Source organism: Sulfitobacter sp., assembly GCF_036960155.1.
In the GTDB taxonomy this organism is placed as follows: Bacteria; Pseudomonadota; Alphaproteobacteria; order Rhodobacterales; family Rhodobacteraceae; genus Sulfitobacter.
Window position 1 is genome coordinate 1,238,646 of the sequence record NZ_JBALWB010000001.1, and the last position, 21,975, is coordinate 1,260,620.

At 54.0% G+C, this 21,975-nt stretch carries 21 protein-coding genes; 8 read left to right on the forward strand and 13 right to left on the reverse strand.

Annotated features, from left to right (window positions below; genetic code table 11):
- Positions 1-9 precede the first annotated feature (9 nt).
- The gene (locus tag V7775_RS06200) at positions 10-1,110 is read left to right on the forward strand and encodes a site-specific DNA-methyltransferase (protein WP_335750981.1); all 1,101 of its coding nucleotides are present in this window, start codon (positions 10-12) and stop codon (positions 1,108-1,110) included.
- A 133-nt stretch (positions 1,111-1,243) separates the two neighbouring features.
- Here the strand turns inward: V7775_RS06200 and V7775_RS06205 are convergent, their stop codons facing one another.
- From V7775_RS06205 to mutY, 3 genes are read right to left on the reverse strand one after another with little or no spacing between them, the layout of a single operon-like run.
- Positions 1,244-1,708, reverse strand: a complete 465-nt coding sequence (locus tag V7775_RS06205) for a response regulator (RefSeq protein ID WP_335750982.1) — start codon at positions 1,706-1,708, stop codon at positions 1,244-1,246.
- A gap of 57 nt (positions 1,709-1,765) precedes the next feature.
- Complete coding sequence (locus V7775_RS06210) at positions 1,766-2,917, reverse strand: alkane 1-monooxygenase (protein ID WP_335750983.1); 1,152 nt, start codon at positions 2,915-2,917, stop codon at positions 1,766-1,768.
- Positions 2,918-2,974: 57 nt separating this feature from the next.
- A complete protein-coding gene (gene mutY, locus V7775_RS06215; RefSeq protein ID WP_335750984.1) occupies positions 2,975-4,027 on the reverse strand; it encodes an A/G-specific adenine glycosylase in 1,053 nt (350 codons plus the stop codon).
- 146 nt (positions 4,028-4,173) lie between these two features.
- Here mutY and V7775_RS06220 point away from each other — a divergent pair, with 146 nt between their 5' ends.
- The 3 genes from V7775_RS06220 to V7775_RS06230 are packed head-to-tail and all read left to right on the forward strand — an operon-like array spanning position 4,174 to position 6,525.
- Entirely contained in the window at positions 4,174-4,680 is a 507-nt protein-coding gene (locus tag V7775_RS06220) for a DUF721 domain-containing protein (protein WP_335750985.1), read from the forward strand.
- 49 nt (positions 4,681-4,729) lie between these two features.
- Positions 4,730-5,413, forward strand: a complete 684-nt coding sequence (locus V7775_RS06225) for a DsbA family protein (RefSeq protein WP_335750986.1) — start codon at positions 4,730-4,732, stop codon at positions 5,411-5,413.
- The gene (locus V7775_RS06230; RefSeq protein WP_335750987.1) at positions 5,413-6,525 is read left to right on the forward strand and encodes a CaiB/BaiF CoA transferase family protein; all 1,113 of its coding nucleotides are present in this window, start codon (positions 5,413-5,415) and stop codon (positions 6,523-6,525) included. Before V7775_RS06225 ends, V7775_RS06230 begins: the two co-directional genes overlap by 1 nt.
- Here the strand turns inward: V7775_RS06230 and lpxK are convergent.
- From lpxK to V7775_RS06260, 6 genes are all read right to left on the reverse strand, one after another.
- Positions 6,522-7,517, reverse strand: coding sequence for a tetraacyldisaccharide 4'-kinase (lpxK, locus tag V7775_RS06235; protein WP_335750988.1), 996 nt, complete (start codon positions 7,515-7,517; stop codon positions 6,522-6,524). The genes V7775_RS06230 and lpxK overlap by 4 nt on opposite strands.
- Positions 7,517-8,749 carry a 3-deoxy-D-manno-octulosonic acid transferase gene (locus tag V7775_RS06240; protein ID WP_335750989.1) on the reverse strand — a complete coding sequence of 411 codons (1,233 nt, stop codon included), beginning with the start codon at positions 8,747-8,749 and terminating at the stop codon, positions 7,517-7,519. The genes lpxK and V7775_RS06240 overlap by 1 nt, the downstream gene beginning before the upstream one ends.
- 7 nt (positions 8,750-8,756) lie before the next feature.
- Entirely contained in the window at positions 8,757-8,999 is a 243-nt protein-coding gene (locus V7775_RS06245) for a DUF4170 domain-containing protein (RefSeq protein ID WP_335750990.1), read from the reverse strand.
- Between the two features lie 73 nt (positions 9,000-9,072).
- Entirely contained in the window at positions 9,073-9,849 is a 777-nt protein-coding gene (locus V7775_RS06250; protein ID WP_335750991.1) for a 3'(2'),5'-bisphosphate nucleotidase CysQ, read from the reverse strand.
- The gene (locus V7775_RS06255) at positions 9,836-11,182 is read right to left on the reverse strand and encodes a TldD/PmbA family protein (RefSeq protein WP_335750992.1); all 1,347 of its coding nucleotides are present in this window, start codon (positions 11,180-11,182) and stop codon (positions 9,836-9,838) included. The genes V7775_RS06250 and V7775_RS06255 overlap by 14 nt, the downstream gene beginning before the upstream one ends.
- A 119-nt stretch (positions 11,183-11,301) precedes the next feature.
- On the reverse strand, positions 11,302-12,837 hold the full coding sequence (locus tag V7775_RS06260) for a DUF2125 domain-containing protein (protein ID WP_335750993.1): 1,536 nt from the start codon (positions 12,835-12,837) through the stop codon (positions 11,302-11,304).
- A 167-nt stretch (positions 12,838-13,004) separates the two neighbouring features.
- On the opposite strand from V7775_RS06260, the gene V7775_RS06265 reads away from it, so the two are divergent.
- The 4 genes from V7775_RS06265 (at position 13,005) to V7775_RS06280 (ending at position 17,305) form a co-directional block, all read left to right on the forward strand.
- Positions 13,005-13,754 (forward strand): SDR family oxidoreductase, encoded by a 750-nt coding sequence (locus V7775_RS06265; protein ID WP_335750994.1) that lies wholly within the window; start codon positions 13,005-13,007, stop codon positions 13,752-13,754.
- Positions 13,751-14,359 carry an enoyl-CoA hydratase/isomerase family protein gene (locus V7775_RS06270; protein WP_335750995.1) on the forward strand — a complete coding sequence of 203 codons (609 nt, stop codon included), beginning with the start codon at positions 13,751-13,753 and terminating at the stop codon, positions 14,357-14,359. The genes V7775_RS06265 and V7775_RS06270 overlap by 4 nt, the downstream gene beginning before the upstream one ends.
- Positions 14,360-14,798: 439 nt before the next feature.
- Entirely contained in the window at positions 14,799-16,130 is a 1,332-nt protein-coding gene (locus V7775_RS06275) for a mechanosensitive ion channel family protein (protein ID WP_335750996.1), read from the forward strand.
- Positions 16,127-17,305: a TIGR03862 family flavoprotein gene (locus tag V7775_RS06280; RefSeq protein WP_335750997.1), complete on the forward strand. Its 1,179-nt coding sequence runs from the start codon at positions 16,127-16,129 to the stop codon at positions 17,303-17,305. The genes V7775_RS06275 and V7775_RS06280 overlap by 4 nt, the downstream gene beginning before the upstream one ends.
- Here V7775_RS06280 and V7775_RS06285 read toward each other — a convergent pair.
- Genes V7775_RS06285 through leuS form a run of 4 tightly spaced genes read right to left on the reverse strand, consistent with a single transcriptional unit; the run spans position 17,302 to position 21,947 of the window.
- Complete coding sequence (locus V7775_RS06285; RefSeq protein WP_335750998.1) at positions 17,302-17,895, reverse strand: glutathione S-transferase family protein; 594 nt, start codon at positions 17,893-17,895, stop codon at positions 17,302-17,304. The two genes, V7775_RS06280 and V7775_RS06285, sit on opposite strands and share 4 nt — an antisense overlap.
- Positions 17,896-17,915: 20 nt before the next feature.
- A complete protein-coding gene (locus V7775_RS06290; protein WP_335750999.1) occupies positions 17,916-18,914 on the reverse strand; it encodes a DNA polymerase III subunit delta in 999 nt (332 codons plus the stop codon).
- Entirely contained in the window at positions 18,911-19,396 is a 486-nt protein-coding gene (lptE, locus tag V7775_RS06295; RefSeq protein ID WP_335751000.1) for an LPS assembly lipoprotein LptE, read from the reverse strand. The genes V7775_RS06290 and lptE overlap by 4 nt, the downstream gene beginning before the upstream one ends.
- The gene (gene leuS, locus V7775_RS06300) at positions 19,383-21,947 is read right to left on the reverse strand and encodes a leucine--tRNA ligase (RefSeq protein WP_335751001.1); all 2,565 of its coding nucleotides are present in this window, start codon (positions 21,945-21,947) and stop codon (positions 19,383-19,385) included. Before leuS ends, lptE begins: the two co-directional genes overlap by 14 nt.
- Positions 21,948-21,975: the final 28 nt, after the last annotated feature.

Below are 21,975 nucleotides of genomic sequence, written 5' to 3' on the forward strand. Positions count from 1 at the left end.
GCAGAGTTTATGACAGTAAAGAACAAGGAAGCGCATGCGCTTCCCCTAAATACGATCCTTGGTGGGGATTGCATCGAAGTGATGAATTCACTTCCTGAAGCAAGCGTTGATCTGATCTTCGCTGACCCACCCTATAACCTACAATTGCGCGGCGATTTGCATCGTCCTGACAATTCGAAAGTGGATGCAGTTGATAACGACTGGGACCAATTCGATAGTTTCGCCGTCTACGACAAATTCACCAAAGCATGGCTCAAGGCGGCACGTCGCTTGCTCAAGCCAAACGGTGCGATCTGGGTCATTGGCAGCTACCATAACATCTTCCGCGTTGGTGCCGCTCTTCAGGATCAAGGCTACTGGATCCTCAATGACGTAGTTTGGCGCAAGGCAAACCCAATGCCCAACTTCCGTGGCAAACGGTTTACCAATGCTCATGAAACAATGATCTGGGCTGGCAAAGAAGAATCTAGCAAATACACCTTTAACTATGAAGCGCTCAAAGCGCTGAACGAAGGTATCCAGATGCGCAGCGATTGGGTTCTGCCCATCTGCAACGGCCACGAACGTCTAAAAGACGATGAAGGCAACAAAGCGCATCCAACACAAAAACCCGAAAGCCTTCTGCACCGCGTGCTGGTTGGCTCCACCAATCCGGGCGATGTGATCCTTGATCCGTTCTTTGGCACAGGCACCACAGGTGCAGTTGCCAAGATGTTGGGCCGCGATTTCATCGGTATCGAGCGCGAAGAAAGCTACCGCAAAGTTGCGAAAAAGCGCATCGATTCGGTCCGCAAGTTTGACAATGAGGCACTTCAGACCACAACGTCAAAACGCGCTGAACCGCGTGTACCCTTCGGCCAATTGGTTGAGCGCGGCATGCTGCGCCCAGGTGAAAACCTCTACTCTATGAACAACCGTCACAAAGCCAAAGTGCGCGCTGATGGCACGCTCATCGGTGATGACATTAAAGGTTCTATTCACCAAGTTGGCGCTGCCCTAGAGGGCGCACCTAGCTGCAATGGATGGACATACTGGTGCTATAAAAAAGAAGGTAAGTCAGTTTCGATTGACGTCTTGCGCCAGCAGATCAGGGCAGAAATGCAAGCCTGATCCACCCCAGAATTCGAACACCGCCAGTGTCACTGCGCCCTCAATATGAGGGACCGCAATGATGACACTCACCTTGGCCCCGCCTTTATGGCGGGGCTTTTTTTGTGGCCTGCACTGGTAGGTTTGGAGTTTGTTAGGATGCTTTGCGTAGTGAGCTTGGGCTAGGCGAATTCGGAAATTTTACACGGGGGCGTTTTTTTGCACCCTTTCCGATTGCCTGCTCTACGTACTGAACGCCAAACTCGGATTTATTGACGACATAGAGAACTCCGGCGGAAGCCGCCTTTTCCCACATGAAGGGCGTTGGCCAATCACTCACTATCACAACGGGTGTGTGTGCATGTTTTGGATCAGAAGCTAGCTCAAGCGCAAAGTCTGCACCGATTCCGTCAGGTAGATTATTGTCGAGCAGAATGAGGGAGACATCACCATGTGCTAGAGCTTCTTTTGCCGAGCTCAATGTAGATGCAACCCGCACATTCATCGGGTTTCGCGAACGCGCAATGACCCGCGTCATCATCTGTTGATCAAATTGGCTGTCTTCGACGATGAGGCAGGTCGCAATATTTTGCGATTGAACGGTGCCTTGCTGCTGCATGAGAGTCCCCTAACCATTTTCTATTCGAAGGTATGGCAACAAGGGATTAAGAACCGCTTAGCGTGGCATTGGGTTGTTTGCACTATTGTAGGGCTTCCAGTCTGCGATTTCGGGATAGTACATGTTGCGCCATTTACGTACGCGCGGGTTCATGACTCGTCGCCAGACGGGCGGCATCATGGCGAGTATCGTCATCAACGGATATCCAAAAGGCAGTTGGGGCGCATCATCGGGGCCATAGTTTTGCAGCACGGGGAAACGGCGATCCGGTTTGTAATGATGATCCGAGTGGCGCTGAAGGTTGATCAGTAGCCAGTTTGACGCCTTATGCGCCGCGTTCCAGCTGTGATGGGGATGTACATGTTCGTATTTACCCTCTCCGAGATGTTTGCGGCTTAGTCCGTAATGTTCCACATAGTTGACCAGCTCTAGCTGCCAAATCGCCACGCTTGCCTGAATGGCAAACAAGCCAACGCCAGACCACCCGCCCAGCGCAAATGCTAAGGCCAAGAAGGTTAGTTGAAGGGCCCAGTAACGCCAGAACGGGTTGCTACGATTGGTCCAAGGCAAATTCTTACGGGCGAGCATTGCCTTTTCTGCGGCAAAAGAACTGATCAAACTTTCCCGCAAGACACGCGGATAAAAACGGTGAAATCCCTCGTTGTAGCGCGCAGTTACAGGATCGCGCGGCGTCGCGACATAGCGGTGATGCACCAGCATGTGTTCGGATCTGAAATGCGAATAAAGGACCATCGCCAACAAAACGTCGGCCATCCAGCGCTCCATTCTGTCTTTTTGATGCATCAATTCATGTGAGTAGTTGATGCCGACAGTACCCGTGATGACGCCCACGCCAAAGAATACGCCGATGCGTTCGATGGAGCTAAGATGTTCAGCTTGGGGGACGTACCAGAGCAGGCTTGCTAACATCACAAATTGAACAGGCATCCAGATGATTGTGATCATCTTGTACCAATACATGGCATCGTCATTTGCCGAGACATCGGCGTTTTCGGTATTCAGACCAAGGGCGGCATCAAGCGCCGTGAACAGATACCATGTGGTGACTGGTACAATTAGAAGCGCCCAGCCGCCGTAAATCGCACCGACCCACGCGAGGGGGGCCAATCCCAATGAAAGCCAAAACGGCAATGCACGGCTGATTTTTGCCAGCTCGGATGGTTGGATCGGAGTATTCTTGTCAGTCATTTTTGTCGCCTAATCTGTCGAGTCCCCCGATCATAACATAGGGGCGCATATTGTCATTTAAGACATATTGTCCTGTTGGATAAGATCAAATGCTTTGCGCATGACCGTCGGCAGATCAGAGGGTCGGAACTCATTGTGGGGCTTGAACACGCCACATTGCGGTTCGGCATCGCGAGGAAGTTCTGCAGTCATGATGCGTAGGATCAGATGGAAATGTGTGAAGGTATGGCGGACCTCTCCTTCTTGTTCCTCCCACGTGCCAGTGACTGGAGGTATGCTGTCGGGATGATCAAGGGTGACATCCACCCAATCGGACCCGGGCCAGCCCAACATGCCGCCCAGCAGCCCCTTGTCAGGACGTGTCTCCAACAGCCACGCACCATCCAGACGACGTCCGAGATAAACAGTCCCATGGCGGGTGGGTTTTGCCTTTTTAGGTGTCTTTTTAGGCAGCTCAGTCATGGTTCCGGCCTTGCGGGCGGCGCAGGGCGCTTGCAACGGGCAGATGCCGCAGGCAGGAGATTTCGGCGTGCAGATGGTCGCGCCTAAATCCATTACCGCTTGGGCATAGTCGCCGGATCGTTGTTGTGGTGTGAGGGCCCGTGCATGTTCCATCAGCAGTGGTTTTGATTCGGGTAGCGGTGTGTGGATGTCATATAGCCGCGCCATAACCCGCTCGACGTTGCCATCCAGTACTGCGTGCGGCAAATCAAAGGCAATCGAAGAAACAGCAGCAGCGGTGTAGGGGCCAATGCCGGGTAATTTGAGCAGCGCATCATGGTCGGCCGGAAACATGCCGCCATGTTCCTCCACAACAGCGCGTGCGCATTTGAGCAAATTGCGTGCCCGTGCGTAATAGCCGAGTCCGGCCCATTCCCCCATCACATCCGCGTCCTGCGCGCTTGCCAGATCGCGCACTGTTGGCCAGCGGATGATAAAGCGCCTGAAATAGTCCTTTACCGTTGCTACAGTTGTCTGCTGTAGCATGATTTCGCTCATCCAAACGGCGTAGGGGTCTGGCAATACACCAGCGGCGCGGTCCTGCGGGGGCACGCGCCAAGGCATTTGACGCGCATTTGCATCATACCACCCCAGTAGGATTACAGACATGTTATCTTTCTCACGCACAGTTTATGAACCAATCCTGATTTGTCATAGTGGCAGGGCCGCTGGGTTGCGCTATGATAGCTGACAAGACACATAGCGCGGAGGCACCTTAGGGACCACTGCACAGAGAAGAAAGCACACAACGCCAAATGCCGCCTCGTCGCCCCACCACCAAAGGTTTTGCACGCACAGCCAGCTTGCTCACTCAAAAAATCCGCAAGGCGTCTGAAAGCCGTGGATTTGCACAATCACGTTTGCTGACCAATTGGGCCGAAGTTGTCGGGGACGATGCTGCCGCAATTTCCCGCCCTGTTGAGGTATCTTATGGCCGTGGAGGAATGGGTGCGACATTGACGTTGCTAACGACAGGGGCCAATGCGCCGATACTGGAAATGCAAAAAGAACAACTGCGCGTGCGGGTGAATGCGGTCTATGGATACAACGCTATTGCGCGTGTGCGTGTGACACAAACCGCCGCGACCGGCTTTGCCGAGGGTCGAGTGGCGTTTGAACATGCCCCCAAGAAAGCAGTCAAAGCACATGATCCAGCCTTGCGCGCGCAAGCGACCAAAAACGCCGCGCACATCGGTGATGATGGCCTACGCGATGCGCTGGCACGTCTGGGCGAAAATATACTGAACAAACAGAACAACTGAGCGCACCAACAGCGCACCGAAATACACTATTGATCGAAGGACGAACCCTATGAACCGCAGAAATATCCTCCTCGGCGCTTTTGCCGCTCTTGGCCTTGGCGGCTGGTACATGACCAGCAACCGTTCTAGCACAACAGTTGCATTCCCTGATGCACCGCTACCCGGCGCTGCCAATGCACAAACCACGGATGCAGACATAGACACGTCCGGCATCTCTGACATGATCATCGGTGACCCCGACGCCAAGGTTGAGATCATTGAATATGCGTCCTTTACTTGCCCGCATTGCGCTGCATTCCACCAAACCGTGTTTAAGCAGCTAAAGTCTGAATACATCGACACCGGAAAAATCAAGTTTGTGTACCGCGAAGTTTTCTTTGATCGCTTTGGTCTGTGGGCATCTTTGATTGCGCGTTGTGGTGGCGAAGATAAATTTTTCGGCATTTCCGATTTGCTTTATAACGAGCAGGCCAAATGGACACGTGCTGGTGACCCGGCAGCGATTGTAGAAGAGTTGCGCAAGATCGGGCGTCTGGCCGGATTGGATAACGAAACACTTGAGGCCTGCTTGCAAGACAGTGATCAGGCGCAGGCGATGGTCGCGTGGTATCAGAAAAATGCCGAGGCTGATAATGTCGACAGCACACCAAGCTTCATCATCAATGGCAAAAAGCACTCCAACATGAATTTTGCTGACATGAAAAAGATCATCGACGACGCGTTGGCTGGCTGATGGCATCTCCGCTTACTGGTCTAAAGGTCATTGAACTTGCCCGTGTTCTTGCCGGTCCTTGGGCCGGTCAGACCCTGTCAGATCTAGGGGCGGAAGTGATCAAAGTAGAAAGCCCCACTGGCGATGATACGCGTCAGTGGGGTCCTCCGTTTATTGATCGCGGTGATGATCATTCGGCGGCGTATTACCATTCGACAAATCGCGGCAAAGCCTCTGTTGTTGTTGATCTGCGAACGCCTGAGGGCCAAGCAAAGATGCACGCGCTTCTGGAAGACGCGGATATCCTAATTGAAAACTTCAAGACGGGCGGCTTGGCCAAATATGGCATGGACTACGACAGCCTGAAGGGGCGCTTTCCCAAGCTGATATACTGCTCAATTACTGGATTTGGTCAAACGGGCCCGGATGCCCATCGGGCAGGGTATGATTTTATCATTCAAGGTATCTCTGGATTGATGTCGATCACCGGAGAGCCTGACGGACAGCCGCAAAAACACGGTCTAGCGATCACCGACATTTTTACGGGTGTCTATTCGACCACGGCCATTTTGGCTGCAGTGCATCAACGGCACACCAGTGGAATGGGCCAGCATATCGATATGGCATTGCTTGATTGTGCAGTTGCAATCACGGGCAATCAGGCGATGAACTACCTGACGACAGGGGTTGTACCCACACGTCTGGGCAATGCCCATCCAAACCTCACCCCATACGAAGTATTTGAAACCTCTGATGGGCATCTCATTATTGCTACGGGCAACGATGGCCAGTATCAGCGCCTGTGTAAATTGTTGGGCCTAGAGGATATGGCAAGCGATCCCGACTATGTCAGCAATGCCGATCGGGTGCGCAACCGTCCAGCCATGAACGCGCGGCTGGAAGGCGCAACGCGGCAGCACACGCGCGAGGCCCTTCTGATGATGTGCGAAGATCACAACGTCCCTGCGGGCCCCATCAACTCAATGGAAGACATGTTCAATGACCCCCAAGTCAAAGCGCGTGGCATGCAGATTGAAATCGACGGTGTGCCGGGTGTCAAATCACCTTTCAGGTTCTCAGGGGCCGAGCTGTCTTTGAAACGACCTTCTCCAAAATTGGGTGAAGACGATTAAAGCGTTGCGGTTTTCACAATTGTTTTGAGAGCATCCCAAAGGGCATTCTCCTGATCCAGCTGCAGTCGGACAGGGAGAGTGATCACTTTGGATCTAAAAGCGGGGGGAAGGCGCACGGCGTCTTTCTCCGTTGTTACCAACTGCGCCCCTTGCGCGCGGGCGTCCGACTCTAGCCTGCCCAACAGTGCGCTTGTAAGTGGCTGGTGATCTGCCAGTGGCTCGGCATGGACCAATGTGGCACCCAAGCCCCGCAGGGTCGCAAAGAATTTTTCTGGATGCCCTATGCCTGCAAAGGCCAACAGGGGCGTATCTGTCCAATCCATACCTGTTTGCAATGGGGCAAGAGCAGCGCGGACATGTGCCAACTGCGGCGGCAGTATCGAGGTATCAAAGTTAGATTGAGCCGCATAATCGCCGATGGAAACAAGAATATCAGCGCGCGCCAACCCTGTTTGAACAGGCTCTCGTAACGGGCCAGCAGGCAGGCATAATCCATTGCCAAACCCTTTTTCCGCATCTACCACAACGACGCTTAGATCATATGCCAGTGCAGGATTTTGAAATCCGTCATCCAGAACAATAACCTTGGCGCCCGCGGCTTGTGCAGCAGCAGCCCCAGCGGCGCGGTCGCGTGCAACCCAAACTTCGGCGAAAGCTGCAAGCAACAAGGGCTCGTCTCCAACCTGTGCAGCGGAATGGCGGGCGGGGTCAACGCGCACGGGTCCTTCCAATGTGCCACCATACCCCCGAGAAACGATATGTGGCTCAAGATAAAGATCGCGCAGTCGTTCGACGATTGCGATGACGGTTGGTGTTTTGCCTGTGCCGCCAGCGTTGATATTGCCGACACATATTACAGGGACATCCATTTGCACACGTGGGCCATGCGCCAATCGCCGCGCAGTAGCACGGGCATAAAGTGCGCCAATCGGTTGCAGCAGACGTGCCCGTAAACCTGGACGAGGGTGGTGCCAGAAATCGGGCGGGCGCATCAGTTCATCCCTCGTTGAGTATCAAGCGTATCCTGTACAAGATCGGTTATCCGGTCCATGAGGGCAGCGCCTTCGCTCACGACGTCCCAGCCTGCATGCGCCATGAGGGCCGCCTGATCAGGCGCGACCAGTCGTGTCACTGCCATGCCCAAGGCCGCACTGTCGTTGATGATGCGTGCCGCTCCGGCCGAGGCAAGGCGCGAATAACTGTGCAGATAACGACCAACACGTGGTCCGTATAATACGGCAGACCCCAATGCGGCGGCTTCAAGTGGATCAATGTCACCTCTACCAACTACCAATGACCCACCTAAAAACGATACAGGGGCAACGCGGTAAAATAGCCCGATCTCTCGTGGGTCTTCGGAAATTAGAACCTGCGTGTTTTCATCTGGGAAATTGCCGTCATCCCAGCTCATGCACCTGAAACCATCATTGCGGATCTGGGAAATTGCGTTTTTTGGGGCAAGGTTGCCCGTCGGACGTAGAATCAACAACAGCCTGTGGGATAGGCGCAATGCCTGACGGTGGGCAGCCAGCACAGTTTGCAATTCTTCTTGATGAACGCCATTTGCAAACCAGATAGCGCGGCCAACGCAAGCTGCAGAAAGATCAGCGAGATCACTTTCGTTGCAAGGCAGCGGTTGCCCGCTTGCTTGAAGGGCCGTTGTGATTTCGATATCTTCTTTGGGTAACCCCAATTGATTCAGACGGCGTGCAGTAGCAGGTGTTCGAACCATCACCGCTGCGAACATGGGCAACAGATTTCGTGCAACATCGGGCAACCAGCGATCCCGCCGCCCGTCAAAGCCGGAAGTGTCTGCGTTGATCAAAAACAGCGGGCAGTTGCGCTCATCGGCGGCAAGTATCAGATTTGGATGCAGCCAGCCCCCGGTCCAAACACAACAGTCAGGTGCCCAGTGATTCAAGAACGCATCCACGCTGGCCGGATGGTCTTCGCAAATCGCTTCTACAAAAACGCCGTCGGGTGGTGCTATGCATTTGCCATTATCTGCGCGTGGCAAAGCGGCCATTGTAATCAACACATTGAGGCCCGGACGGCTAGAAATTTGCCGCAACGCAAGATCTTTAACTGCTAGGAATGCATCATCTTCAGTGCAGTGAATCCACAAAAGCTCTCCGTGCGGGCGCGCAGAATTTGGGGTAGGTAATACCCCCTCGCCGCGCCGCGCTATTGCACGATACGCAGAAAGGCCCAAGGAACGGGCCATCGCGGCTTTAGCCTAGTTCTTCTGTGGAAGATGCAGCAGCCTCTTCATCGCGTAGGCGGTGGAGATGCGCGATGAAGTACCGCATGTGCGCGTTATCGACTGTGCGCTGTGCTTCGTTTTTCCACGCGTCATAGGCTGCGGCGTAGTTCGGAAAGATACCGACAACATGGATATCATCGACATTCTTGAATGTGTTTTCGCTGGGGGTTACCAGCTCACCACCAAATACAAGGTGCAGGCGTTGTGTCATGGGATCAGGTCCTTTGAGTTACTCATGGTTTGTTTGCACGGGACAGGCCCGTGACGTCAAGCAGACAAGCGGTTTATGCCAGCGCATCCATTACAACGGCATGAATCGCAGTGCCGCCTGCAACCACGCCGTCGAGACGTGGGTCGGCTGAATTGAATAGCAGCGGCGCACCGCGTTGATTGCTAATTGTGCCCCCGGCTTCGGACACGATCAGTGCGCCCGCGGCGATATCCCATTCCCAACTTGGGCGCAGGGTCAGCATGGCATCAAATTTTGCTTCCGCAACCAGCCCAAGACGGTAAGCGAGTGATGGACGATAAGCAGGCGTAAACGGAGGACAGACCCCCTCACGCCAGACCTTTCCAGCCATCGTAGGTTTTGCCGCAAGGATCGTCGATTTCGTAAAGCTGTCTTTGCCAGAGGCGGAAATAGGTACGCCATTGAGATGTGCGCCCGCGCCACGAGAGGCAGTATAGAGCAGGTTCCTAAGCGGTAGGTAGATTACGGCTGCTGTTATCTGGCCTTGTTCTGCGACCGCGATTGCATGGGCCCATGTATTGGCCCCTTCAGTAAAGCTGCGGGTGCCATCGATGGGATCGACAATGAAAACGCGATCATGCCCAAGGCGATCCGCGCCGTCATCTGTTTCCTCAGAGAGCCAGCCGTAATCAGGTCGTGCCTTCAGCAATACCTGCTGCAACAGGTCATTCACTGCCAGATCAGCCTCAGTCACAGGGCCAGCGCCATCGGGCTTGTCCCATCGTTTGGCAGAGGTCCCGACAAAGCTGGTCGCGACGCGGCCTGCAATGCGAACGGCGTCAATCAATAAGGATAAATCAGCTGCCGGCAATGGTCATCCCCGGCACCAATATTGAGGGCACGATGCGGCTTAGGTGCATGCGCGCGTCATTTGCGGGGATCATCGCCAACAGCATATCGCGCAAATTACCCGCGATGGTGCATTCATTAATCGCATGGGTGACTTTACCATTTTCAACCCATAGCCCGGCAGCGCCGCGCGAATAATCCCCTGTGTTGGGGTTGATTGTCGCGCCAATCATGGACGTGACCAACAGGCCTGTTCCCATGTCGCTGATCAATTCTTCACGGCTTGCGGTGCCTTGGGTCAATTCCATATTCCACGAACTTGGCGAAGGGCCAGAGCCAGCACCGCGTGCCGCATTTGCGGTCGAGGGCAGATCAAGCTGTCGACCCGTTGCCAGATCAAGCGTCCACCCCTGCAACACACCATCCTCGATGACAGCACGTTTGGATGTTGGTAGAAATTCTGCATCAAAAGGGCGACTTCCAGTGATCCGGGGTCGGTGTGGATCTTCGATCAGGGACAGACCTTTGGGCAGGACCTGTGTGCCCATTACGTCGCGCAAAAACGAGGCCCCTCTGGTGATCGCACTGCCATTGATGGCACCTAACAAATGCCCAATCAAAGAGCTGGCGATGCGTTCATCAAACAAGACGGGAAACGCACCAGTTGGTGGTTTGCGTGCATCAAGGCGTAGCAGGGTACGTTCAGCTGCAGTGCGACCGATTTCGGTCGCACTGCGCATATCACGTTGAAAGATGCGGCTGTCACCATCGTAATCGCGCTCCATACCTGCGCCAGTGCCTGCAATCGCAACACAGCTTAGACCGCGGTCGGTGCGCTGATATCCTCCTGCAAACCCGTTTGAGCCCGCAAGGTAAATCTCTCGTGCGCCGTAACCGGCACTTGCGGATTGAACTTGCGTGATGCCCTCAACGTCTAAAGCGGCGGCTTCAGCCTCGGCGGCGTCTTCTTGCAGAGCGGCTGGAGCTGGTTCTTCCGTCTGGTCATAAAGCTCTAGCGAGGTGACATCCCAATTGGTGGCAAGCTGATCTGCATCGGCCAGCCCCGCATATGGATTTTCTGGTGCCTCGCGTGCCATGGCGACCGCGCGTTCTGCCATTTCAGACAGGGTGCGCGATGTTGTATCTGATGCCGAAACAATCGCGGTACGTTGGCCTACAAAAACCCGCAGGCCAATATCGGTACCTTCTTCGCGCTGGGCCTCTTCCAAAACTCCGGCCCGCACATCAACCGACAGCGAAGTACCGCGAACGGCCATCGCATCGGCGGCATCTGCACCAGCTGTTTTTGCGGCATCCAGCATTTGCGCGGTCAGCGCATCAAGGGCTTGGGTCATCATACTCTCCTGATCAGGGGATAGAGGTAGCTGTGGTCTGGTGGACCCGCAAGGGTTGGCGCAAAAAGAAAAAGCGGCCCCATCAGAGCCGCTTTAGATATTGCGAATTAAGGACGTGTTTATTTCAATCGCTGACCATTGGCGAGGATCTGTCCCGCCTCGTTAAACTCGATCTTTGATTTCAGTGTGTCTGGCGCGTCGCCGGGCACTGCAAAAAGACCCATCATCATACGCGCACCCATCACTTGATCGGATGGTAGCATGCCCATAGCGACCAGTTTATCCAGTAGCCCATTTGCACCAGAAAGGTTGATGTTGATGTCGCCGACTGGTTTGGGGAAGCCCGGCAATGTGGTTTTATCAGTATTGTCAAAGGTCAGATCACCCGTTGCATCGACACTGGCACCAACGGCGTTGATCGTCAGTGTGTCAATTTTAAGAGCTTCGATTTCACCAGCGGATTGGCCGCTTGCAACGAGGTCCTGAACGGCCTCAGGCGCCAACGCGTCTACCAGCACTTTTGCTTTGCCGCTTAATCCCAGCGCAATTGTGGCTGGATCGCGGGGCAGCTGGTTTGACGGATCAAACAGCGCCCAGACGATATCTGACATTGTGAAATCGGTCATGTTGAACGCCAACGCAAAATCTTGCGCGTCGTCAGATTTCATGAGGGGAGCGGTCATTTCAAAGCCCGAGTTTTCCATCTCAGCGAACAACGGGAACGGAAGGCCTGCCAGTTGCGCACCAACCTGAACTTTTGTTGCATCTACATCATAGCGAATACCGTCCTGACCCATGGCAACCGCAAGTGTTGTGCTTGCCGATCCGGTCTTGATTTTGGATGTGCCCTCTTCCGAGACGATTTCAACCTTGGTTTCTGTACCCTGCGTGGTGAATGAACCATCAAATGCAAATCCCGCTGCCAGAAGGGGCCCCAAATCTTGAGCTTGGGAAATGTTATCGACGGGAACTGTGCTGGTGCCAGAAAACGCGAGATCGTTGGCCATGCTGTTGAGGGTCATCGCCTCTACACCATCAGGGGATTTGAAGAACAGGTCGTATACAACACTGCCCCACTGAATGCTCTGGGTGTAATTACGGGTTTGCCCGGCGGTCACTTTTGTTTGGGACTGCATCGCATCGCCAGTCAGGGAAAATCGCGCGGTGGTTTCGTCGAACTCAGTTCCATCTACTGTCAGCGCCGCCAAGGCCAACCCAAATGTTTCGGCGCTATAAACATAGACCATATCCGATGGGTCACCGCTTGCGATCATGCTGTGTCCGGTTTGCGTGTAATTTAGCTCCATGCGTGCCGCGCGTTCAGTGCTTTTCGGTGTTACTTCGATAATGATCGGGAGTGATGCAGGCATGACCACTTCGACACTGCCATTATCTGCTGCAACGAATTGCAACGATCCCATGCTGATAACCATTTCTTCAATGTCAGGACCGCCATTCATTTGAATGGAAATATCGTTGACCGACAAAGTATCGCCAGATGTGTTTTCTGTGGCGGTAACGGTATAACCCATACCCTCAAGGTATCCGCGCCAATCACCCCAAACTTCGGCAGAAGTAAGATCTGCGGCAGCAGGGGTCGCAAATAGCGACACGGTTAGAGCGGTTGATGCCAAATAGGCGCGGGCAAGTGACATGTTTGAAATTCCTCGTCATTTAATTGTTAGCATAAAGGTCTGGCAAACTGCGAAGCGGGTCAAGAGCATGTAATGCAGTTATCTCTTCGGGGTGGTCGTCTGCGTGCAAGCGCGCTACCTAATCGACAAGATCGACGTTGAAACTGGCTATTTCTAGGAGAATTCAGATGGATATGACCTCAAAGACCGTACTGATTACTGGCGCAAGCCGTGGCATCGGGGCCGAAGCTGCGCGGGTTTTCGCCAATGCGGGAGCCAATGTTGCCCTGCTGGCCCGCTCTCAGGATGAAATTGCTGCATTGGCGGGCGAGATCGGCGAACGCGCAATTGCGATCCCGTGCAATGTGGCGCGCTACGGTGAAATGTCATCAGCTGTAGCAACGACGGTTCAGGCCTTTGGCGGGCTGGATGTTCTTATCAATAACGCGGGTGTTGTTAACCCGATCAGTCACCTGGGTGATGCGGACCCAGATGCATGGGGCCAGTTGATTGATATCAACGTAAAGGGTGTGTTTAACGGCATTCACGCAGCTTTACCTGCGCTCAAGGCTAACGGAGGCGGATCGGTTCTGACCATCAGTTCAGGTGCTGCACATAGTGCGATTGAAGCATGGAGCGCCTATTGCGCGTCCAAAGCGGCGGTGAATATGCTCAATCGATCTTTGCACCTCGAAGAGGCCGCAAATGGCATTCGGGCCATTGGATTGTCTCCGGGAACGGTGGCCACCGAAATGCAGCGGGTGATCAAAGCATCAGGTATAAATCCGGTTAGCCAACTGGATTGGGAAGTACACGTCCCTGCCGATTGGCCTGCCAAATGCTTGCTGTGGATGTGCAGCGCCGAAGCGGACCAGTATTGTGGCGAGGAAATCTCGCTAAGGGATGACGACATTCGCCGCGTGGTTGGTCTAATATGATCGAACTAACACAAGACAATGAGGTCTGGACAGTCACACTAAACCGCCCAGACAAGGCCAACGCCTTGACCGAGGATATGCTGCGAGAGCTATGCGAAATTATGGAACGCGCAGGAGACGCGCGCGCAGTGATCCTGACAGGACGTGGCAAGATATTTAGCGCAGGCGCTGATTTAGAGGCCGCGCGTGCTGGCCTTGCCGTGTCCGACCTATGGGAGCGTCTGTCTGGCGCGATTGCAGCACTTCCTGGTTTGACGATTGCAGCACTCAACGGCACATTGGCTGGTGGTGCTATGGGCATGGCGTTGGCCTGCGATATCCGAATTTCGGTTCCGGCTGCCAAGTTCTTTTACCCAGTTATGAAACTGGGATTTTTACCACAACCCAGTGATCCCGCCCGTATGGCGGCGCTGATAGGCCCCTCACGGACTAAGTTGATCCTGATGGGAGGGCAAAAAATTCTGGCTGACGAAGCATTGGCGTTCGGTTTGGTTGACCGTTTGGTCGAGGCCGATGCACTGCTAGAGACTGCGCAATCATTTTGTACAGACACGGTTGCAGCGTCAGAGCAGATTGCCCATGGCATTAAACAGATGTGTAAATAGGGGGTTGTCGCCGCTTAGATGAGCGGCACAAACGGCACATCGCACGCGGCCAGAACAAAAAGAGATGTGAGGAAAATTGCGATACGCATGAGTTAGCTCCTGTATTTCGGTCGCCCATTCAGGCTTCTTTCTTTGGATCTTACCACGGATATGGTGCAAGAACAGAGGCTTTGAGGAGCTTGAGCGTCGGGAGATCATGCGTTTAGCTTGTCACGCTTAGGTCCACTTGATCTTTGAGCAAGAAGCCGCTGGATCATATCTGCCTCAAATTTCAGACATAAGTGCCGCAATTTAAGGTTGTTTGTATGCAGATTGATCGCTGTGGAGGTAGATAATTGAAACTGCCTGCCGCAACATCAAAACAGCACGCCACTTGATCCTGCAGTGCCACTGGGTCAAGAGGGGGGGCGCGGCCAATCAGACAAACAAGGGTACTCACATGAAATTCGACCTTTCGGAATACCCCCCCATCGTCCAGCAGATTGCTGACTATGGGGTTCAGGGGTACGAGTTGGCGATGGGCTGGCTTCTTAGTCCTGCCGCTTGGTCGCAGTTTGGCATCTTGGTTGGGGCCTATTTACTCGCAGTGCTTATCACACGGCGAATGCGTCCACCGCTTCAAAAGCTGATCGATCCGGGCGACAAACAGAGCATCTTCACGTCAGCACGCTTGTTTGTGTTGCAGTTCTTGCCATTAGTGTTACCGCTTCTTGCCTATCTGTTAACTGGTATCGGTGAACAGATTGTTAGATCGATTTTTGACAGCGGAGCCGTGATTGCCTTTGGTAAACGGGTTTTCATGTTCCTTGCGGTGCGTATTTTTGTCCGCGATATCTTGAAAGATCCATTTCTCACGTTGCTTGGACGGTTCATCCTCATTCCAATTGCAGCGCTCTACATGCTTGGCATGCTCGATTTTGTTATTCTCCAGTTGACTGAGACCGTCGTAGGCGCAGGTAATATACAGTTTTCTTTGATTTCCGTTGTGCGCGGCGTGATTGCTGGTTCCTTGCTGTTTTGGTTGGGACAATGGTCAAATAGCCAAACGTCGTCTTTGATCCAAAAACAGGAAATACGGCCTTCCTTACGGCAGCTTTTGATCAAAGTGGTCGAGTTTACGATCTTTGGCGCTGCTTTCCTCATTCTGATGAATGTTATGGGGATCAATCTGGGTGCGCTTGCTGTTCTAGGTGGTGCCATCGGTGTTGGTCTTGGTTTTGGCCTGCAAAAGATTGCGTCCAATTTTATCTCTGGTGTGATTTTGTTGGTCGAAGGGCAGGCAACAGTCGGCGATTATGTTGAACTTGACGGGGGCGAAAAAGGCCAAATCGTCAAGATGACAGCGCGTGCAGCTATCTTAGAGACATTTGATGGTCGTTGGATTGTAGTCCCCAACGAAGATTTTATCACAACCCGTGTAGTGAACTATTCCGATTCTGGCTCGGCTAACCGGTATGAGGCAGAATTTTCGGTGAGCTATGACACGGATATCAATTTGATCCCCGCCATCATTGAAGCGGCGGTTTGTAAACACCCGGAGGTTCTTAACTTGCCTTATCCACCTGATTGCGAGCTGCGCGGTTTTGGCGATAGCGGGATCGATTTCGCTGTTGAGTTTTGGGTCAACGGAATTGACGACGGGCCAAACAAATACACATCTGACGTGCTGTTCCTTGTTTGGAATGCGCTGCGTGACAACAACATCGAAATTCCCTATCCGCACCGTGTGGTCGAGATTAAGGGCGCGTTTCCTGCCGTGGTGTCACAATGAGCCGCGCTGTGATCATTGGCAGTGGACCTGCAGGCCTGATGGCCGCCGAAGTGTTGGCACAGGCTGGCGTTTCTGTAACGGTTTGCGATGCGAAACCATCGGTGGGGCGCAAATTCTTGATGGCGGGTAAATCTGGTCTCAACATTACCAAATCCGAAGAGACCGCGCTATTTCAGGCGGCCTATGCTGAAGCTGCGCCTTGGTTTGCGCCGATGCTAGATGCATTTGGCCCGGAACAGGCACAGGCGTGGGCACGTGATTTGGGAGAAGATTTATTTACGGGCTCCACAGGCCGTGTCTTTCCAAAAGTGATGAAGGCGTCTCCGCTGCTGCGTGCTTGGTTGGCTCGGCTCAATTCTCTTGGGGTTACGTTTAACACCCGTTGGAGGTGGACTGGATTTGAAGGTGACGCGCTACGCTTTGACACGCCAGAAGGCCCACAAACCCTGGTGTCGGATGCAACTATTCTTGCGCTGGGCGGTGCCAGTTGGCGGCGCCTTGGCTCTGACGGAGCATGGGCGGTTGTATTGGCCGAACGAGGAGTGCCTGTCACCAAATTCACGGCGGCCAACGCGGGTGTCGCAATTAACTGGTCCGCATTTATGGAGAAACATCTAGGTGCCGCGGTCAAAAGTATCTCCCTGAGTGCTGGGCCATACGTGTCGCGCGGCGAAGCAGTGTTATCAAAACGAGGCCTTGAGGGTGGCGGCGTATATTCTGTTTCGCGCGGTGTGCGGGAGGGTCACCCATTGGTTGTTGATTTGGCACCTGACCTGACGCTTGAAACGGTTGCGTTAAAGCTAGAAAAGCCGCGTGGCAAGGCCACGCTCACCAATCACATCCGCAAGGCACTGCGTCTGGATGCTGCTAAGATTGCGCTTTTGCAGGAAATGGCAATGCCGCTACCTAAGGAACCAGAAGCGCTGGCGCGTTTGATAAAAGCGCTGCCTATTCAGCATGCTGGGTTGCGCCCGATGGACGAGGCGATCTCGACCGCTGGGGGTGTCGCCATGTCCGGGCTGGATGATGCTTTGATGATCAACGCGCTGCCAAACACCTATGCGGTTGGCGAAATGCTGGATTGGGAAGCGCCAACAGGTGGCTATCTGATCACGGCGTGTTTAGCGACAGGGGCATGGGCGGGCCACCATGCAGCAGCCCGTTTGAAAGCTTAAGCGTCACCGCGTGCGCGGACAGCTTTGAACGCGTCGCGCTTGCGCAAACCCGCAGCCCATGCGCCAAGGCGATCATCGACACTTGGAAAGCCCGCGCCGATGGACCAGTTGATGCACTGCACGGCCAAAATGTCAGGCACAGTGATTTCGTCACCCATCAGGAATGGCCCCTCGATCCGGTCCGCCAATAGTTTTGAGCTACGTGTGAATTCGGTTTTTAGGGTGACTTTGATTTGGGGCATCCGCAGTTCTTCAGGCAGGACAAAACTGTGCTTGGCTGCGGCCCAAAGAATTGCGTCGAACTCATCCACCAACCAAAACACCATGGCATCCTGACGTGCGCGGGCAGGTGTGCCCGCAGGTGCAGTTAACGCGCCGTGTTTGTCAGCGAGGTATTGCATGATCGCAGTTGAATCGGTCAGTCGTTCGTTACCATCCAGCAAAGCGGGGACTTTTCCTGACGGATTGTATTTACGCGCGTCTTCAGATTGGGGTGCCGCAGGGATCACATCATAGGTTTGCCCCAGTTCTTCCAGCATCCACATGACCCGAAAGGCCCGCGTTTTTACGCCACCAATAACTGTATACATCGTGCTCTCCGCTTTTGGGTTTAGCTGGCCCCGAACATGGCCAAGCGTATGAAGGTTCGCTCGATGATAGCCATGGCAGGCGCAGTTTGACCAGCAGATCTGAGCTGCAAGTCAGTATCGGTTAGAATGGTCAGGGCTGTTTCCAGCTTGGCAGTGCCCCAGTCCCGCGACTGGCGCATCACGCGATCGCGGTCGCGCACACCCCAAATGGGCGCACCCGGGTTGCAGGCCGTGCGGTGCAATGTGCGAAAATGGCGCATCGCCATGATGCTAAGGGTCACTGCGTTCACGCCTTGGCTTTGCAAGCGGCGCATCAATGGTCCGATCAATGTCGTCTGCTTTTCGGCCACGATATTCAGGATATCATCCACTGCTGCCTCAACAGAGGCGGGGGCGCAGGCCGCAATATCATCAAGCGTCACAGGTGCATCCGGTTCGCTGAGTTTATAGAGGGATAGCTTTTCCAGTGTTTGGCGGAAATCACCGGGATCAAGGCTGCGCGCGAGGTCTTCTAACGCGGCCATGACAGGGCCATCCGCACGCAATTTGGCCTCGTTCAATAATTTCTCAATCTCGGCGCGGTCGGGTGGATCATCAAAGATGCCCCATGCGTAGGCATCGCGGTTACCTTCAAATGCCTTGAGTAGTTTGGAGGTTTTCTTGAGATCGCCCGCGGAGATAACAATTTGTGCGTCACCTGCCTGCCAGTCACCCATGGTCTGGATGATGGTCTGCGCGACAAGCTCAGTCGCACCTTCAACAAATGCGGCGCGCGGGCCGGGGAAAAAGCCAACGGCCTTGATGGCGTCCATCAAGAGTGCGGGTTCACGCCGGAGTTCGCCAGCAGGAATGCGGGTCAGGCGCATTTCTTCTTCGGCAGCGGGGCCTAGCAGGGCTTTTAGATATTCTTGGCGTTTAAGCGCGACGCGCATTGCATCGCCGCCATAAATAAGCAGCCCAAGCTTATCTTTGGGCGGTTTTGCTACGATGCCAGCGCCATCACGACGGCCGAGTTTCATGCCGGCACGTCGGTCGCATAGAGGCGTGCCGTGATTTGATCGCCAAGAATCACCATCAACCGTTCAAGGGCATCCTGCTCTGCAGCGAGGGTGGCAACGGTTGTTCCCGTCGCGGAGTAGGCCGTGAAGTTCTGGACCTTGCCGGAAGTTATGATGGTGCCAGTGGTCGAATCGCGCAAAGCGAACTCGACATTGCCGATAACATTATAGCGCGTGATATCGCCGGATGAATTGATCGCCAGATCATCTTCGTCCAGATCAATGGTGAGATCGAGGGCATAGCGCGCGCTGCCGCCACTGCGCCCCAACCGTGTTTCCATGTGCCGCGTCAAAAGATAACCCGCCTGCGTAGACGGCTCTTGTACCAACACTTGGTTGTTCAGTTTGGTACCTGTTCCGCCCGGTCCGTAGACGGGGGTAAAGCCACAGGCGGCCAGCGCCAGTGGCAGAGCAAGCAGGATTCGACGGTTAAACAACGACATTCACAATACGCCCCGGTACAACGATCACCTTCTTGGGTGTTCCGCCATCAAGGATACGGATCACAGCCTCTTGGGCAAGGGCCAGCTTTTCAATTTCGTCTTTTGGCATGTCCGCAGGCACGTCAATTTCGCCGCGCCGCTTGCCGTTGACCTGAATTGGCATGGTGACTGTGTCGTCTTTCAGCATCGCCTCATCCACCACAGGCCACGGTGCGGTCGCAATCAAACCCTCGCCACCTTGGTTGGCCCAAATGTCTTCGGCCAAGTGCGGCGTCATGGGGGACATGAGCTGCGCAAGCGTCATGACGGCTTCGCGTTGTGCGGCCTTTGAGGCCTTGGATTTATGCAATGTCGCGGTAAAGCCGTAAAGCTTGGCGATGGCGGCGTTAAAGCCGAAGCTCTCAATAGCTAAGGTTACGTCATTGATGGTTTTGTGCATCTGCTTAAGCAGGGCTTCATTGCCCTCACCAGCTACATCATCACTCATCTCGGCAATGCGGTCACAGATGTTCCACACACGGTTGAGATGTTTATAGGCAGCTTCAGCGCCAGAGGCGGTCCATTCCACGTCCCGTTCTGGGGGTGAATCGCTAAGGACAAACCAGCGTGCCGTGTCTGCACCAAAGGCGGAGATGATGTTTAGGGGATCGACCACGTTGTTCTTGGACTTGGACATTTTTGCGGATGGGATGATTTCCACCTCTGATCCGCCCTCTTTGAGGAATGCCTTGTCGCCTTTGAGGTCCACTTCTTCTGGGTAGTGGAACACGGGGCGGCCATCCTGACCTTGTTCAGTCTTGTAGATCGCGTGTGTAACCATGCCTTGGGTAAACAACGCATCGAATGGTTCAACCGCAGATTCGGGCAGATGGCCTGTGATGTTCATCGCGCGCGCAAAGAAGCGGGCATAAAGCAGGTGAAGAATCGCATGCTCAACTCCGCCGATGTATTGATCGACGTTCATCCAATAATCGGCATCGTCCATCACAGTAGGTGTATCAGCATGGGGCGCGGTGAAACGGGCATAATACCAAGACGAATCGACGAATGTATCCATCGTGTCTGTTTCGCGCAGCGCCGACTTGCCACATGACGGGCAAGGTGTTGTGCGCCACTCGGTGTGACGATCCAGCGGATTTCCTGGAATATCGAAGGTAACGTCTTCGGGCAGTTTGACGGGTAGGTTCTCTTTCTTTTCAGGAACCACGCCACAATCATCACAATGCACAACAGGAATCGGGCAACCCCAATAGCGTTGGCGTGATAGGCCCCAATCGCGCAGGCGGTATTTTGTTACACCTTGGCCAACGCCCTGCGCCTCGCAGAATTCGACGGCCGCATCGATGCCCTCAAGGCCAGTCTGCCACTTTTCTCCGGCGAATCCACGGTTGTAAAAGACTTTCTCAGTCTTCGCGGGCACATAGGCTTCGGTCAATTCCTCTGCAGCATCCTCGGATGGCAGATAGGTCGAGATGATCGGCAGGTCGTATTTTGTCGCGAACTCAAAATCGCGCTGGTCATGCGCAGGGCAACCAAAAATCGCGCCAGTGCCATAATCCATCAAGATAAAGTTAGCGATATAGACAGGCAGCTCTTTGGCCGTATCAAATGGGTGACGCACGCGGATGCCAGTATCAAAGCCCAGCTTTTCGGCTGTTTCGATGGCCTCTTCCGTTGTTCCGCCTTTGCGACATTCGGCAGTGAACGCAGCAACTTCGGGATTGTCGCGCTCTAGCAGTTTGGCAATGGGGTGATCGGGCGAGATACCAACAAAACTGGCACCAAGCAGAGTATCAGGACGCGTCGTATACACCTCAATACGGTCATGACCCTCAGGGGCATTGGTTGTTGAGAACGCAAATTGCAGGCCCTGGGATTTGCCGATCCAGTTTTCCTGCATCAGGCGCACCTTGGCGGGCCAGTTCTCAAGCGTGTCCAAGCCAGCAAGCAGTTCGTCGGAATAATCCGAGATTTTAAAGAACCACTGGGTCAGTTCACGCCGTTCGACCAATGCACCAGAACGCCAACCGCGCCCTTGCTCAACCTGTTCGTTTGCCAAAACGGTCATATCCACCGGATCCCAGTTCACGACGGCGTTTTTGCGATAGATCAGGCCCGCATCGATCATATCAATGAACATGGCCTGCTGATGTTGGTAGTAATCAGGGTGACAGGTCGCGATTTCGCGGGACCAATCCAAAGAAAAGCCAAGCGGCTTCATCTGGCTCTTCATGTCTTCGATGTTTTGATAAGTCCATGTGCCCGGGTGAATACCCTTTTGCATGGCTGCATTTTCCGCAGCCAACCCAAACGAATCCCAGCCCATTGGGTGTAAAACGTTAAAACCCTTTGCCAGCTTGTAGCGCGCAATTACGTCGCCCAGCGTGTAATTGCGGACGTGGCCCATGTGGATTCGCCCTGAGGGGTAGGGGAACATCTCTAGGACGTAGTACTTTGGCTTATCAGCCGAGCGGACAGCTTTGAAAATTTCGTCTTTTTCCCACACAGCTTGCCAGCGGGCTTCGATCTCGGATGGGGTATAGCGTGTCATGTGAGGGCCTTTTTACGCGGCAACGCCG